The organism is Ruegeria sp. BB9 (assembly GCF_056539345.1).
Map to the genome: position 1 here is coordinate 17,411 of NZ_JBQFUU010000007.1, position 14,182 is coordinate 31,592.

Annotated in this window: 15 protein-coding genes; 13 read left to right on the forward strand and 2 right to left on the reverse strand. The window is 58.8% G+C overall.

Annotated features, from left to right (window positions below):
• Positions 1-19 precede the first annotated feature (19 nt).
• A complete protein-coding gene (locus ACR0FC_RS18595; RefSeq protein ID WP_093965461.1) occupies positions 20-988 on the reverse strand; it encodes a sugar ABC transporter substrate-binding protein in 969 nt (322 codons plus the stop codon).
• A 306-nt stretch (positions 989-1,294) separates the two neighbouring features.
• Here ACR0FC_RS18595 and ACR0FC_RS18600 point away from each other — a divergent pair, with 306 nt between their 5' ends.
• From ACR0FC_RS18600 to ACR0FC_RS18625, 6 genes are all read left to right on the forward strand, one after another.
• The gene (locus tag ACR0FC_RS18600) at positions 1,295-2,419 is read left to right on the forward strand and encodes an ROK family transcriptional regulator (RefSeq protein ID WP_170342977.1); all 1,125 of its coding nucleotides are present in this window, start codon (positions 1,295-1,297) and stop codon (positions 2,417-2,419) included.
• 166 nt (positions 2,420-2,585) lie between these two features.
• A complete protein-coding gene (locus ACR0FC_RS18605; protein ID WP_170342887.1) occupies positions 2,586-3,020 on the forward strand; it encodes a hypothetical protein in 435 nt (144 codons plus the stop codon).
• On the forward strand, positions 3,017-3,682 hold the full coding sequence (locus ACR0FC_RS18610; RefSeq protein ID WP_170342889.1) for a MotA/TolQ/ExbB proton channel family protein: 666 nt from the start codon (positions 3,017-3,019) through the stop codon (positions 3,680-3,682). Before ACR0FC_RS18605 ends, ACR0FC_RS18610 begins: the two co-directional genes overlap by 4 nt.
• A gap of 31 nt (positions 3,683-3,713) precedes the next feature.
• Positions 3,714-4,040 (forward strand): ExbD/TolR family protein, encoded by a 327-nt coding sequence (locus ACR0FC_RS18615; protein WP_093965501.1) that lies wholly within the window; start codon positions 3,714-3,716, stop codon positions 4,038-4,040.
• A 4-nt stretch (positions 4,041-4,044) separates the two neighbouring features.
• Positions 4,045-4,422 (forward strand): ExbD/TolR family protein, encoded by a 378-nt coding sequence (locus ACR0FC_RS18620; RefSeq protein ID WP_170342891.1) that lies wholly within the window; start codon positions 4,045-4,047, stop codon positions 4,420-4,422.
• A 101-nt stretch (positions 4,423-4,523) separates the two neighbouring features.
• Positions 4,524-5,501, forward strand: coding sequence for an energy transducer TonB family protein (locus tag ACR0FC_RS18625; protein WP_254437856.1), 978 nt, complete (start codon positions 4,524-4,526; stop codon positions 5,499-5,501).
• 44 nt (positions 5,502-5,545) lie between these two features.
• Here ACR0FC_RS18625 and ACR0FC_RS18630 read toward each other — a convergent pair whose 3' ends face one another.
• On the reverse strand, positions 5,546-6,460 hold the full coding sequence (locus tag ACR0FC_RS18630; protein ID WP_170342895.1) for a LysR family transcriptional regulator: 915 nt from the start codon (positions 6,458-6,460) through the stop codon (positions 5,546-5,548).
• A gap of 110 nt (positions 6,461-6,570) precedes the next feature.
• On the opposite strand from ACR0FC_RS18630, the gene ACR0FC_RS18635 reads away from it, so the two are divergent.
• The 7 genes from ACR0FC_RS18635 to ACR0FC_RS18665 all read left to right on the forward strand — a co-directional run bounded on the left by ACR0FC_RS18635 (position 6,571) and on the right by ACR0FC_RS18665 (position 14,156).
• On the forward strand, positions 6,571-7,266 hold the full coding sequence (locus ACR0FC_RS18635; protein ID WP_170342896.1) for an NAD(P)H-dependent oxidoreductase: 696 nt from the start codon (positions 6,571-6,573) through the stop codon (positions 7,264-7,266).
• Positions 7,267-7,320: 54 nt separating this feature from the next.
• On the forward strand, positions 7,321-8,097 hold the full coding sequence (locus ACR0FC_RS18640; RefSeq protein WP_170342898.1) for a CmcJ/NvfI family oxidoreductase: 777 nt from the start codon (positions 7,321-7,323) through the stop codon (positions 8,095-8,097).
• A 13-nt stretch (positions 8,098-8,110) separates the two neighbouring features.
• On the forward strand, positions 8,111-9,076 hold the full coding sequence (locus ACR0FC_RS18645) for an LLM class oxidoreductase (RefSeq protein ID WP_170342900.1): 966 nt from the start codon (positions 8,111-8,113) through the stop codon (positions 9,074-9,076).
• 12 nt (positions 9,077-9,088) lie between these two features.
• Positions 9,089-9,877, forward strand: a complete 789-nt coding sequence (locus ACR0FC_RS18650) for an SDR family NAD(P)-dependent oxidoreductase (RefSeq protein ID WP_170342902.1) — start codon at positions 9,089-9,091, stop codon at positions 9,875-9,877.
• Positions 9,878-9,955: 78 nt separating this feature from the next.
• The gene (locus ACR0FC_RS18655) at positions 9,956-10,804 is read left to right on the forward strand and encodes an enoyl-CoA hydratase/isomerase family protein (RefSeq protein ID WP_170342903.1); all 849 of its coding nucleotides are present in this window, start codon (positions 9,956-9,958) and stop codon (positions 10,802-10,804) included.
• 571 nt (positions 10,805-11,375) lie between these two features.
• Positions 11,376-12,923, forward strand: a complete 1,548-nt coding sequence (locus ACR0FC_RS18660; protein WP_170342904.1) for an arylsulfatase — start codon at positions 11,376-11,378, stop codon at positions 12,921-12,923.
• A 345-nt stretch (positions 12,924-13,268) separates the two neighbouring features.
• Positions 13,269-14,156: a sulfotransferase domain-containing protein gene (locus ACR0FC_RS18665; protein ID WP_170342906.1), complete on the forward strand. Its 888-nt coding sequence runs from the start codon at positions 13,269-13,271 to the stop codon at positions 14,154-14,156.
• The last annotated feature ends 26 nt before the right edge of the window (positions 14,157-14,182 follow it).

Below are 14,182 nucleotides of genomic sequence, written 5' to 3' on the forward strand. Positions count from 1 at the left end.
GGCCCCTGAAGGGATCAGATCAGCCCCAGCAGAGGTCCATGCCCTCTTTGACCGAGATCGACTCGACGCCATCGGCCGGCTTGTCCGTCACCAGCGCAACACCGGTGTCATAGAAGTCCTTGCCGGGCGTGTTCTCGGGCTTCACGCCCTCGTCGGCCCATTTCTTGACCGCCTCGACGCCAAGCGACGCCATCAGCAGCGGGTATTGCTGCGAGGTTGCGCCGATCACACCGTCGGCCACGTTCTGCACACCGGGGCAGCCGCCGTCGACCGAAACGATCAGCACATCGTTTTCGCGGCCGATGGCCTTGAGCGCCTCATACGCACCGGCGGCAGCCGGTTCGTTGATCGTATAGACCACGTTGACCATCGGATCCTTGGCCAGAAGGTTCTCCATGGCCTTGCGGCCACCCTCTTCGTTCCCGGCGGTGACGTCATGGCCTACGATGCGCGGGTCGGTCTCGTCGCCCCATTTGTTCGGGTCGCCCAAGTCAATGCCGAAGCCCTGCAGGAATCCCTGGTCGCGCAGCACCCCGACCGAAGGCTGGCTGACTGCCAGATCCAGCATGGCGATCTTCGCGTTCTGGGCTTCGTCTCCCAGCGTGGCAGCGGCCCATTTGCCGATCAGCTCGCCCGCCAGAAAGTTGTCGGTTGCAAAAGTCGCATCCGCCGAGTCGATCGGTTCGAGCGGTGTATCCAGCGCGATGACCAGCACACCGGCGTCGCGCGCCTGCTGGACGGCCGGAACGATCGACGATGTATCGGATGCGGTCAACAGGATACCCTTGGCACCGTCCAGAATGCAGGTCTCGATCGCCTGCACCTGAGTTTCGTGGTCACCGTCGATCTTGCCGGCGAACGCCTTGAGCGTCATGCCCAGCTCTTCGGCCTTGGCTGTGGCACCCTCTTTCATCTTCACGAAGAAGGGGTTGGTGTCGGTTTTGGTGATCAGGCAGACCGTGTCCTGCGCGGCGGCAGCGCCTGCCATGGCTGTAAAGGCCAGCGCGGTCGCGCCGGCAAATGCTGAAATCTTCAAGGCTTTTCCTCCCAATATCTCCGATACCCGATGGGCATCTAAGGAGTCCGGACGGATTTCTTCCGGCTCCCATATGTAAAACCATCCGGTGATTCTCGGGTTCTGTCAATAAATAAATCACTCTTATTTATTATTGACACTGAGTAGGCGCATCCACATTCTTGATCGTAGGAGGAGCGGCCCGTGCCCGAGGAACAATCAGCGCAGAGCAATCCGCCCGAGCGCGTTTCGACCGTGCGCGGGACGAACCAAAGTGGCATGCGCGCCCACAACGAACGACTGGTGCTGTCACTGGTCCGCCGGCACCAAGCGCTCGCCAAATCGGAGCTGGCCCGCATGACCGGATTGTCGGCGCAGACTGTCTCGGTGATCATGCGCCAACTGGAAAGCGATGGGTTGCTGCTGCGGGGCGAGCCACAACGTGGCAAGGTTGGGCAACCCTCGGTGCCAATGCGCCTGAATCCGGATGGGGCCTATTTCCTAGGGCTGAAGGTCGGCCGCCGCAGCACCGAGCTGGTATTGACCGATTTCCTAGGCAAAGTACGGGATCGCGCGCGAGAGACCTATGACTATCCCACCCCCGGCGCGACATTGGATTTCGCCACCGGCACATTGGACCGGATGATACACCAGATGCCGACAGCGTCGCGTGACCGGGTGGCCGGGTTGGGCATTGCGATGCCCTTCTATCTTTGGGACTGGGCGCAGACCCTGAATGTCCCACAAGAAAAGATGGATCCATGGCGCTCGGCTGATCTGCAAGCCAGTCTTTCCCTAGCGCGAAACATCCCGGTCTATTTGCAGAATGACGCCACCGCGGCTTGCGGGGCAGAGTTGGTCTTCGGGCCGTCCGAAAGACCGCGGAACTTTCTGTATTTCTACATGGGCTACTTCATCGGCGGGGGTGTCGTCCTCAACGGCGTCATTTTTTCCGGGCGCGGGAATGCAGGCGCCTTGGGTCCGTTGCCGGTTCCCGTCGGCTCGGGCGCGGTCAAACCCCTGATCGATGTCGCCAGCCTTTGCGTGCTTGAGCAGAAGCTTGTCGCCGCAGGCCTGGATCCCTTCCATATGTGGGAGACCCCGGACCATTGGGACATGCCGGATACACTTCTCGAGGCATGGATGGACGAGGCCGCGAAAGGTCTGGCCTATGCGATCCTGTCTTCCTGCAGCCTGATCGACTTTGAAACGGTGAAAATCGATGGCTGGATGCCCGAGAGCGTTACCGAGCGCTTGATCGAACGCGTCGAGACGCATCTCTCCCGGCTGAACTTTACAGGGCTCGAGCAGCCCTCGATTCTGGCCGGGTCGGTGGGTCCGGATGCCCGCGCCCTGGGGGCAGCCAGCTTGCCTCTGTCGAACAGATATCTTGTCGAAACCTGAGCGACAGCCGCGGACGTACAAAAGTATTGGCGAGGTTTCGCCTGACGAACGATCACAAAGCCCCCGCCAACCCTTCCCCGTACAGCCGGTCTAAGATATTACAGGCACGGCACCAGCACTGCTTGGCGGGCTGCAGGTACCACGTGTTCAGAATGAGGTTCTATCATTGAAACTGCGTCACCTTTTACCCGCCCTTATCGCATGGTCAGCCCTCCCCTTTGCGGCCAATGCGCAATCGTCTGACGCCGATGGCGCCGGGTTGTCGCTGGAACTCAACGCGGCGCAGGATGTGGGGCAGGCCTGTCGGCTGTCATTCCTGATCACCAACGAAACCGGACGGGCGATCGACAAAGCCGTTTTCGAAACCGTGATCTTCGACACGCAGGGTTCGGTGATCAAACTGTCATTGTTCGATTTTAGGGATTTGCCGCAGGACCGCCCGCGTGTACGCCAGTTCGACCTGCCTGACAGACCATGCGCAACGGTCGGGCGCGTTCTGATAAACGGAGCCAGTTCCTGCATGACCGGCGGTTCCGAGAGTGATCTTTGCAATTCGACCCTTTCGGTGACCAGCCGCTTGGAAATGGAGCTTTTGGGATGAACATCTTCAACGCGCTTGGCCAGATCCTTGCACTGGGCGGGCCAGTAGTGGCGATCCTTCTTGTGATGTCGATCCTGACCGTAGCGGTTTCGATCTACAAGCTCTGGCAGTTTGCGGCCTGTGGCGTCGGCCGCCATAGGGTGTTGTCCCAGGCATTGGCGGCCTGGGATGCCGGAGACCACGACACTGCGCGCGAGCGTCTGGCCGCCAGCAGCAGCTACCTTGCCCCGATCGTGGGTGCGGCAATGAGCGCCCCGGATACTGCTGGGCTGGACGAACGGCTGGACGCCGAAGCCGGCCTGGCGTTGGCCAGGCTCGAGCGTGGGTTCCGGCTTTTGGATACAGTCGCGCAGTTGGCCCCCTTGCTGGGGTTGTTCGGCACGGTTCTGGGCATGATCGAAGCCTTCCAAAGCCTGCAGACGGCCGGAGCCGGTGTGGATCCGTCGCTGCTGGCAGGTGGGATCTGGGTTGCGCTGGTGACGACGGCGGTGGGTCTGGCGGTTGCGATGCCCACATCCATGGTCCTGTCCTGGTTCGAAAGCCGCACCGCGCGCGAGCGGGTATTCGCAGACAAGGCCTTGCGCACGATCCTCGTACCGACCCAGGCGCTGCCTACAGCAGCGACAAGCACCGCGTTTGTCGCCGCGCCGGGACATGCGTAACGCGGCCCCATTTGTTCGGCGCGCCATGTCGATGACACCGCTCATCGACGTGATTTTTCTGCTTTTGCTGTTCTTCATGCTGACGTCGACCTTTTCGACATTCGGAGAAATTCAACTCAGCAGCGCAGCCGCGGGCCCATCAGAGCCCAGCGCCCCGTCGGATCGCGCTTTTGTGCAATTGGGGGCGAACCGCGTGGTGCTGAACGGAGCACCGCTCTCGCTGGATGAATTGGCACAGGCATTGCAGCCCGGGCAGGTGCTGGTCAGTCTTGACGGCGACGTCACCGCCCAACGGCTTGTTGACTTTCTGGTGAAACTGCGCGGCCTCGACGGTCTGTCGGTAACGGTTCTGGAGTGACGCCATGATCCGCCACGACCGCCCAAGCCGCAAGCGCGACTCGACCATTCCGTTGATCAACGTGGTCTTTCTGATGCTGATCTTCTTTTTGATCGCCGGAACCGTTGCTCAACCGTTGGACCCGGACTTGGAGCTGGTCAACACATCCGATCTGGATGGCCGCGAACCACCCGATGCACTGGTTCTTCATGCTGACGGGACGCTCAGCTTTCGCGGAACACCGACGGATCCGCAGACCTACATGACCATTCGTGGCGAGGAACCCGTGCGGATCGTGCCTGACCGGAACGTTTCCGGGGCACGCCTGATCGAAGTCACCGGCGCTTTGCGCCGCCTCGGCGCCACCGCAGTCTTTGCGGTGACCGAACGGGCGCTCGAATGATCCGGGAATCTCTGTTTGTCGCGGCGCTTGCCGTTGTGCTTTCGGTGCTTTTTCACCTTTTCCTGCTACTGCCAGCCGCGCGGGACTCTGCGGAACCTGCGATGGCCGGTTCGCAACCGGACACGGTTGCCTTGGGCAACGCGTTCGAGGATCTGGCGGAAACCGCGACCCCGCCCGAGCCGCCGCCCCCCGCAGAAGAGCCCGAGCCCGAAGTCGAACAGCCGACAGAGCCGGACCGGGCCGAAATACCCGTCAGCGAAACACTGGTCGCCTCGTCGGACCCGCAAAAGGTCAACTCGCCTGATATCGGACAAACCAACCCGGTGCAGCCTGATCAGCCCGTTCCGGAAATCGTTGAGCCGGCGGACTCGGCCGAAGGTGATCGGCAGGCCGCCGATGAGGTCGACGAAACACCGCCCGTCCAAGCCGAATCGCAGTCCGCAGCGGCGCCCGAAGCACCGGTTGAACCCATAGAGGCCCCGATTTCAGAGCCGGAGCAACTCGCTGCCCTGCCTGCCCCCTCACCGATACCGGACCCCTCAGTGCCGGCGGAGGAGCAGCAACCGGTCGAAAGCGACACCGACGACGGCACCTCGGATCTGGCGGTTGCGACATCGATCCGGCCGCGTCTTCCGGACCGCACCCCTGCACCTGCCCCTGCGCCCGACCAACGGGCCAGCAGGCTGGACAGTTTTGACAACCTGCGATTTCCCAACAAGCAGATCGACTCGCCGCTGACGACCTATCGCCGACAGGGGGTCGACGCATTTACCCGCGGGGGCAACTCCAATCAGTCCGGCGGTCGAGGCCCCGGCAACTCGAACGTCACCAATTATGCCGGGCAGGTTCTTGTCCACCTCAACAGAACTCCGCCGGTCTATGTCTCGGTTCGCGGCTTTGCCAAAGTCTTCTTTGAAATCAACCCGGACGGAACACTGGCCTGGGTCGATATCATCGACAGTTCCGGCTCGACCGAGGTCGACAGGGCCGCCAAGGAACAGGTCCGTCGCGCATCGCCCTTCCCGAGACCTCCGGGCGGGGTCAGCCGGAAGCTGTCGTTCTACTTTCAGAACGGTTAATCGGGCCTTTCCTGCGCTAGCCCGAAGCAACTGGGCGCAATCGGTCAGTCCGACGGTCTTTCCCATGGAGGCTTCACGCCGATCTCGGCGATCAGAAAATCCATGAAGACCCGCACCTTTGGCGACAATACGTTCGACTTTGGAAAGATCAGCCACAGCACGTTGTCTTCCGCCGCCTCGTATTCGGGAAGGACATGACGCAACCTGCCTGAGGCAAGTTCCTCCTGAACGCTCCACAGCGAGTTCATCGAGATCCCCGCACCTGCCACGGTGGCCAGCTTCTGGCTGAGACCGTCATCCATGATCAATGGACATTTCGTGGCTCCGGGATCGAAGCTTGCGACGGCCCCCCGGGTAGTTTTCAGCGCCCGGGCCCGGGTGTGGCGAAAGGCAATCAGCCGATGATGCGCCAGATCATCCGGCGTCTCGGGCTCTCCGTGGGCCGACAGGTAATCCGGTGCCGCGCAAAGGATGCGTTTGTCATCCGCCAGCTTGCGCCCCTTGAGGCTGGTATCGATCAGCGGTGCGTTCCGCAAAGCAAGATCATAGCTGCCTTCGATCAGATCAAACTGAGCATCCGACAATCGCAGGTCCAGGGTCACACCCGGATGCTCTTCCTGAAACCTTGCAAGGATCGGAGCGATGTAAAGCTGGGCAAATGTGCTAGGCGCAGTAAACCGCAAAGTGCCGGTGGCTTGGGCCGACCCCTGCCCCAAAGCGGCCAAGGCCGCATTCTCCTGCGCCAGAATCTCGCGCGCAAAAGGTAGAAACTCGGCGCCCTCCAGCGACAGCGATACTTTCCGGGTCGAGCGGTGCAGCAACTCGACACCCAACTGATGCTCCAGCTTGGCAAGTCGGGCGCTTGAGACTGCGGGCACCAACCCCAGTTCGCGCCCGGCGGCCGATATGTTCAGCTTGTCCGCTGCAAGCACGAAAAGCCGAAGCGCCTGTGTGTCCATAAGCCTATTATACGCAAAATCCGAAAACTGAAACCTGATATCTGCTGTTTCATCGGATTTCTCAAGTGATATTTTTGGCTCCACGGAAGACAAACCAAATGGAGCCACAAATGTCCGTTCGCCCGAACGTTCAGTCACAGATCCTCGAAGCCTTGAATTTCCGGCACGCAACAAAGGTCTTTGATCCCGACCGAAAGATCAGCGACGCCGATTTCGAAACCATCCTTGAGGCTGGCCGCCTGTCGCCCACCTCTTTCGGGCACGAGCCGTTCAAGATTCTTGTCATCCAATCGCCCCACAAACGCGAGCTTTTGCGCGATTTTTCATGGGGCGCCAATGGCATGATGAACGGCAGTTCCGGCCAATTGGGGACAGCCAGCCATTTTGGCATCATTCTGGCCAGCACTGCGGCAACCATGACCGCTGGGTCTAATTATCTGCAGGACCACTATCGCAAGGTCAAACAACTTCCCGAGGACGTCATCGAATTGTTCAACGGCGCGTATGGCAAATTCCAGTCAACCGACCATCGCATCACCACTGAACGCGAGATCACCGACTGGTCCGGCAAACAGGCCTATATCGTTCTGGCCAACATGATGACGACCGCTGCTTTGATGGGTATCGATTCCTGCCCCATCGAAGGGTTTGACATGCAACTCACCACCCAGACTCTGGCCGAGCATTTCGGGGTGGATACCTCGACGTGGAAACCCGCGGTGATGTTTGCCTTCGGGTATCGCGCCAGCGATCCGCAATTCCCCAAGACCCGCCGCCCGATGGCCGAAACCGTGAACTGGTTCTGAGCCAACGTCAAAAAAGCCAGGGGCTGCATCATCCGCAATTCAGTGAGGCTACAGATGCAACGAACCGGTATCGTAAACTATCACGTTCACAAACCTGAACGGCAGGCGTTCCAACTGGACGCCGGCGGGATTGTCGGCAACCTGATTTCGCCCGAACTGTTGCCGACACAAGTGAGCCTGACTGATATGCGGACATCCGGGCGGCCCCTGCGCTTTGACCCCGACGGCGTCGAGTTTCTGAAAGCGCTTAGTGCGATCTGCAATTTCTCCGGGGATCAGTGGAAAGGGACCTACGAACACGAGCTGGCTCAACTGCTGACCGCAAAGATCGGCGTTCGCGAGGTGGTGATCTTCGACCATACCTTGCGCGTGGACGACCCAAAGGCGACGCGCAAGCCGGCGCGCAACGTCCACAGCGATTACAGCGCGGACGGCGCTCGGCAACGGCTGGAGGATTTGCTGGGCGCCGAGCGGGCGGCCGAGTGGAGCAAAGGGCACTATGCCTTTGTCAATCTCTGGCGGCCTGTCGATCACCCGATCAACAGCGCGCCGCTGGGATTCGTCCGTCCTTCGTCCGTCGACCCAAAAGACTGGATCCTGCTTGACCTGATCTATCCTGACCGCAAAGGGCAGATCATGGGGCTTGTCGGGAATGCAAGGCATGACTGGGTCTATCTGTCTCGAATGGGCCCGGATGAAATCGCTATTTTCAACATCTACGACAATCGGGGATTGCCTTCCGTCGCGCACAGCGCGCTCGATATGGTCGAGGACCCGACCGTTAACACCATCCGGAAAAGCATCGAGACCCGCACTTTGGTGCGGTACTGAGCAAGGAACCATCATGTTGGACAAAAACCAAAACCTGTCCTTTGCCCCGATCAACAAGGCCTACGGTCAGGTATTTCGGCCAGATCAGCTGACGCTCGGGCTGGTATTGCCGCTTGAGGCCTACCCTGTGGGATCCGAGCCGACGATGAAGGGCCACATGAAGGCCGCGCAATTGGCCGAGTCTCTGGGCTTTGCCGCGCTTTGGCTGCGCGACGTGCCGTTCAATGTTCCAAGTTTCGGGAACCCCGGCCAGATCTTTGACCCGTTTGTCTATCTGGGTGCACTGGCGACCGCGACGGATCGCATTGCCCTGGGGACCGCCAGCATCGTTTTGCCGCTGCGCCATCCGGCCCATGTGGCAAAGGCAGCCGCGTCGGCGGATGTTTTGTCTGATGGCCGGCTGCTGTTGGGTGTGGCGTCTGGCGATCGACCGGAAGAGTATCCGGCAATGCGTCAATCCTTCCCCGATCGAGGTGAACGGTTCCGCGACAGCGTCGACTATATCCGTGCAACGGCAACACCCTACCCAAAGCATGAAAGCCCGCAGGGAAATCTGCCCGGCGACATTGACCTTCTGCCAAAACCCTCGGGATCGCGCCTGCCGCTGTTGATCACGGGCGGCAGTCGACAATCCCCGGATTGGGTGGCTGAAAACGGCGATGGGTGGATGACCTATCCGCGCGATGCGGCATCACAGGGGCGCGCGGTGGCCGATTACCGGAACCGTCTGAAAGAACTGGGGCAACCGGACAAACCGGTGATGCAGTCGCTCTATGTCGACTTGCTGGAAGACCCAAATGCCCCCGCACGCCCAATACATCTGGGGTTCCAGTCGGGTTCGAATTTCCTGCGCCGCTACTTGGCTGAAATCCGTGAGTTGGGGATGAACCACGTCGCCCTGAATTTGCGTTTCAACCAGGCCGCCATCGAACCGACACTCAAACGCCTGGCGGATACGATCTTGCCGGAATTTTCATAAGGAACGGATCGCATGACCAAAACCATTCTGATCACTGGCGCAACCGATGGTATCGGACTCCTCACCGCCAAGAAACTGGCGGCTGACGGTCACCGAATTCTGTTGCACGGACGGAACACTGCAAAGCTGGAAGCAGCCGCCCAGAAGGTTGGAGGGCAGCCGGAAACCTACAGCGCCGATCTGTCCGACCTATCAGCAGTGAGGTCTTTGGCGGAGGCCATCCGCTCCAATCACGACCGGCTGGATGTGCTGATCAACAACGCCGGCGTCCTGAAGGCTCCGCAGACCACTCTCGAAAACGGTCTCGATATCCGCTTCGTCGTGAACACGTTCGCGCCCTATCTGCTGACCGAACTTCTGCTTCCGATCATTCCCAAGACTGGCCGCGTCGTGAACCTGTCCTCGGCCGCCCAGGCCCCTGTGGATGTGGATGCTTTGACCGGCAAAACGCGATTGGCCGATATGGGCGCATATGCGCAAAGCAAGTTGGCAATCACGATATGGACGCGCGAACAGGCCCGCGCCCTGCCCGATGGACCGGCGTTGATTGCGGTCAATCCGGGTTCATTGCTGGCGTCCAAAATGGTCAAGGACGGTTTCGGAGTCGCCGGCAACGACCTCAGCATCGGCGCCGACATCCTAATCGATGCCGCGCTGAGCGATCGGTTCGCGCAGGCCTCGGGCGCCTATTTCGACAATGACGGCGGTACCTTTGCGGACCCGCACCCCGCGGCGCTGAAGTCCGAACACGCAGCCGACGTCATGAAGGCCATTCAAGACACTATCCGCCACTACGGCTGAGCCGGGCGCACTCCCGCGTCCAGCCAATCCACGCAAACCCTCGCATCTTTGATGACGAGGACAGGAGAGGACTGTCCAATGAAATACGAAAACTTCCAGACCTTTGACGTCGCGGTCGAGAATGCAATCGCCACCGTGACGTTCAACTTCGGAGCGGTCAATGTTCAGGGCCAAGAGATGCTGGCCGACCTCAACAGCCTTGCGATGCGGCTGGAGCGGGACCGGGAAACCAAAGTGGTGATCTTCCAGTCGGCGAACCCCGAAATCTGGGTCTGTCACTACGATACCGAGTTGCTCAAGGATCTTTCGACCGAAGCCGTCTCGCGTGAAGACGCCCAGCTGCTGGACCTGCAGTCCGTTTGCGAACGGCTGAGCAAGGTCCCGCAGGCAACAATCGCGAAGCTCGAAGGCTTCGCCCGTGGCGGCGGACACGAACTCGCACTCGCGCTGGACATGCGTTTTGCGGCACGCGGGAAGTTCAAGTTCATGCAGATGGAAGTTGGCATGGGCATCCTGCCCTGCGGCGGCGGCGCTTCTCGCATGGCGCGCCAAACCGGGCTTGGCCGGGCATTGGAAATCATCCTGAGTGCGCAGGATTACGATGCCGACGATGCCGAGCGCATGGGCACCATCAACAAGGCGCTGGATCCCGACGAGATCGGTCCCTATGTCGATGCTCTGGCCAGGCGCATTGCCCAATTCCCCGCCGAATCCATCAACGCGTGCAAGCAGATGGTCTACGAATCCATCGACAAACCTATTTCCGAAGCGTTGAGGGCCGAGGCCTATTGGCTGTACCAGGCGACAAGCAAGACGCCGGCGGTCAAGCGCTTTCGAATTGCCGATGAACAAGGGCTCGAGCATGATATAGAGAACCAGCGAAACTGGAACGAACTGGTCATGAAGGTGCAAGAGATCGCCAACTGACGACTGCGCTTGATCCGCTGAAATCGGTTTCAGCGGATCATATCCCGCAGCAGGCATGGGCGTTCCGACGGCAAGGGGGCCGAGGCACGCAGGTCGCCATACTGCGTCTGTCAAGGAACCCAAACGCCCATGTTCCGAAGCCGGCGGTAAGCCAAAGGATAGACGGCAGCAGCACCGACGTCCGAGGCGGCCGGGCTGATCAACGGTGCGCGGCGCTTTTCGGTCGCCAACGCACGGGATCGAATGTGCCGGAACGACCGGCAGACTTACTAAACACACACCCAAACAACGTTTAGCAGGTGCCTTCTTTGCGCCCAAAGCAGAAGACGTGCTCCAGAAACCGTATTGGCGTGAATCCGAGTTTCGACGCAACTCGTCTTTATCAACCACGCCTTGAAGCGCGGGGAAAAGTTTCGGCCGGCTCATAAAGCAAAGCCAACAAAGTCGATTGGGTGTCTTGGATCACTTGCGCGTTTCCGCCCGAAATATTGAAAACCGCAAGTACCCCGACAAAACCGCCGATTTTGTGGTAGGTTACTCGGTATTAACAAAAAATTTTGGGAGGACGAAAATGAAAAACAAAACAAGATCAACCATAATGGCGGCCTTGTTTGCTGCAGCTGCCACAACCGTTTCCGCACAAGATGATCCCCCCATAAACTTCCTGATTATTTGGGGAGATGACATTGGATTTTGGAATATCAGTGCCTACAACCATGGCATGATGGGGTATCAGACACCCAACATCGACCGCATAGCCAAAGAAGGCGCGCTATTTACTGATTGGTACGGAGAGCAGTCCTGCACCGCGGGACGAGCGGCCTTTATCACAGGACAATCTCCCATCCGCACGGGCCTGACCAAGGTCGGCCTACCCGGCGCGCCAGAGGGCATGCCCGTCGAAGACCCAACCATCGCAGGGCTGCTCAAAAACCATGGTTACATGACTGGCCAGTTCGGCAAAAACCATTTGGGTGACCGTGACGAGCACCTACCCACAAACCATGGTTTCGACGAGTTTTTCGGAAACCTTTACCATCTCAACGCAGAAGAAGAGCCGGAAAACCCTGACTACCCCAAGGATGAAGCCTTCAGGGAAAACTTCGGCCCGCGCGGGGTGATCAAGTCGACCGCTGATGGCTCGATCGAGGATACCGGGCCGCTCACGAAAAAGCGCATGGAAACCGTTGACGAAGAAGTCACAGCCAGCGCGTTGGATTTCATGGATAGAGCCGTTGAACAGGACAAACCTTTCTTCCTTTGGTGGAACTCCACCCGCATGCACATTTTTACGCATCTGAAGGAAGAATCCGAGGGAGTGACGGGACTTGGAGTTTATCCTGACGGCATGGTCGAGCATGATGGGCATGTCGGTGTACTGCTTGATAAACTTGATGAGCTCGGAATCGCCGAAAACACCGTCGTAATGTATTCAACCGACAACGGAGCGGAGACGTTCACGTGGCCGGATGGCGGCACGACACCCTTCCGCGGTGAGAAGAACACACAATGGGAAGGTGGCTATCGCGTCCCAACGGTCATCAAGTGGCCGGGTGTTATCGAGCCGGGATCGAAGGTCAATGGCGTAGTATCGCATACGGATATGTTGCCTACCATTCTGGCTGCGGTCGGTGAGCCAGACATCAAAGAACGGTTGCTCGATGGTGGCGTTGAAGCCATCGGCCGCCAATACAAGGCCCATCTGGACGGCTACAATCTTCTGCCGTCGCTCTCGGGTCAAACTGATGAGTGGCCGCGCAGTGAGTTCATCTATTGGACGGATGATGGCAGCGTCGCCGCCTTGCGATACGAACAGTACAAGGTGACATTCCTGAAGCAGAATGCTCATGGGCTTGATGTATGGCTCTCACCGTTTGAAGTCTTGCGCGCACCGATGCTGGCAAACCTCCGCAGCGATCCGTTTGAGCGAGCCGAAGAAGAGAACGCCATGGGATACCAGCGCTGGTTCCTCGAGCATATGTTCGCGATAGCGCCGGCCGCCGCCTACGTAGGGCAATGGCTGCAAAGCTTCGAGGAATTTCCGCCAAGGCAAAAACCTGGCAGTTTCAACCTCGACAACGTTATGGAGGAACTCACGAGCCGTGCCGGGAACCAATAGCATTAACTGGACGCCGTGAGCTGTGTTCGCCAGTCTGAATTCACAGTCAACTGTTTGTCGAATTCAGACTGGTAAATCATCCCTTTGGACTGAAGACCAGCGCAGTCCAAGGGAAATAGTGAACGGCGGCTCGGTTCCGTTTTGCGGGCATTGAGCGCTGCTTTCTGGACAGAACCCTAGGCGGTCTTTGGAATAACGTATTGGCGCTGCTCCGCTCTCACTCTGTTGCCGGCCTAACTCAACAAGGCAGCAACAGGCTTTTTGGGCTTTCTGCCATGAGAATCAGTCGCCTTTCACTTTCATTCCACTTTTCCTGAACCAATTCGCACGGAGGAGTTTTTAGACGTGAAAAACCGAAAGCTCTACCTTGGCCCCCTGACCGACAATAGACGCTGGGATGTGGTTCGCATCCGCCCCGACGATGTGTTCGTGGTGACACCTCCGAAATGCGGCACGACCTGGATGCAAACCATCGTATCGCTGTTGTTTTCTGGTGATCCCGAAGTTGAAACGGAGTTGTCCGTGAAGATGCCTTGGGTAGACATCCGAATCCGAGAAATGCCTGAAGTCGCAGAGCGGCTCGAACCCATGCAGCATCGGCGCAGCATGAAAAGCCACACACCTATGGATGGGTTACCTCTGGATGATCAAGCACAGTACATCTGTGTTTTTCGTCATCCCCTCGACGCGCATTTCTCGTATCGCAAACACGTCAGAAACATTCCAATGACCTGGTTTGACACCTGGTATCCCGAGAACGATGAAGAAGGTATCACATTCCGTCGCTTTTTGGACGGCGGGGCGGAAGGGTTCGATACCGATGCGATGCCACTGGCACATATCATTCGGCATTACAAAGCAGCTGCGGCACTTTCCGACCGGCCGAACGTATCGCTTTTTCACTACGCCGACATGACCCGGGACTTGAGAGGGACGTTCTTCCGACTGGCTGACATCTTGGGCACGACCCATTCAGAGGTGGTCATGGATCAATTGGTTCAAGCTGCGACCTTCGACAACATGAAGGACAAAGCAGAACGCTATGCCCCCTCAGGTGGCAAGGGGTTCTTCAGGTCGGATGCCGAGTTTTTCCACAGCGGAACGAGTGGCAAATGGCACGGGAAACTGACGGCGGAAGAACTGGCAGGCTACGACGCAATGATGGACGCACACCTGGATCCCAAAGACCGAGAATGGTTGGAATATGGCTCTCGGGGAAACGACGCTGCCTAGATATTGCTATACCGATCGAACCAGCG

Excerpts from the sequence above, each read along its gene's own strand:
- ACR0FC_RS18595 (WP_093965461.1), bottom strand. The coding sequence starts at position 988 with ATGGCAGGCGCTGCCGCCGCGCAGGACACGGTCTGCCTGATCACCAAA.
- ACR0FC_RS18600 (WP_170342977.1), top strand. The coding sequence starts at position 1,295 with ATGCGCGCCCACAACGAACGACTGGTGCTGTCACTGGTCCGCCGGCAC.
- ACR0FC_RS18610 (WP_170342889.1), top strand. The coding sequence starts at position 3,017 with ATGAACATCTTCAACGCGCTTGGCCAGATCCTTGCACTGGGCGGGCCA.
- ACR0FC_RS18615 (WP_093965501.1), top strand. The coding sequence starts at position 3,714 with ATGACACCGCTCATCGACGTGATTTTTCTGCTTTTGCTGTTCTTCATG.
- ACR0FC_RS18620 (WP_170342891.1), top strand. The coding sequence starts at position 4,045 with ATGATCCGCCACGACCGCCCAAGCCGCAAGCGCGACTCGACCATTCCG.
- ACR0FC_RS18625 (WP_254437856.1), top strand. The coding sequence starts at position 4,524 with ATGGCCGGTTCGCAACCGGACACGGTTGCCTTGGGCAACGCGTTCGAG.
- ACR0FC_RS18630 (WP_170342895.1), bottom strand. The coding sequence starts at position 6,460 with ATGGACACACAGGCGCTTCGGCTTTTCGTGCTTGCAGCGGACAAGCTG.
- ACR0FC_RS18635 (WP_170342896.1), top strand. The coding sequence starts at position 6,571 with ATGTCCGTTCGCCCGAACGTTCAGTCACAGATCCTCGAAGCCTTGAAT.
- ACR0FC_RS18640 (WP_170342898.1), top strand. The coding sequence starts at position 7,321 with ATGCAACGAACCGGTATCGTAAACTATCACGTTCACAAACCTGAACGG.
- ACR0FC_RS18645 (WP_170342900.1), top strand. The coding sequence starts at position 8,111 with ATGTTGGACAAAAACCAAAACCTGTCCTTTGCCCCGATCAACAAGGCC.
- ACR0FC_RS18650 (WP_170342902.1), top strand. The coding sequence starts at position 9,089 with ATGACCAAAACCATTCTGATCACTGGCGCAACCGATGGTATCGGACTC.
- ACR0FC_RS18655 (WP_170342903.1), top strand. The coding sequence starts at position 9,956 with ATGAAATACGAAAACTTCCAGACCTTTGACGTCGCGGTCGAGAATGCA.
- ACR0FC_RS18660 (WP_170342904.1), top strand. The coding sequence starts at position 11,376 with ATGAAAAACAAAACAAGATCAACCATAATGGCGGCCTTGTTTGCTGCA.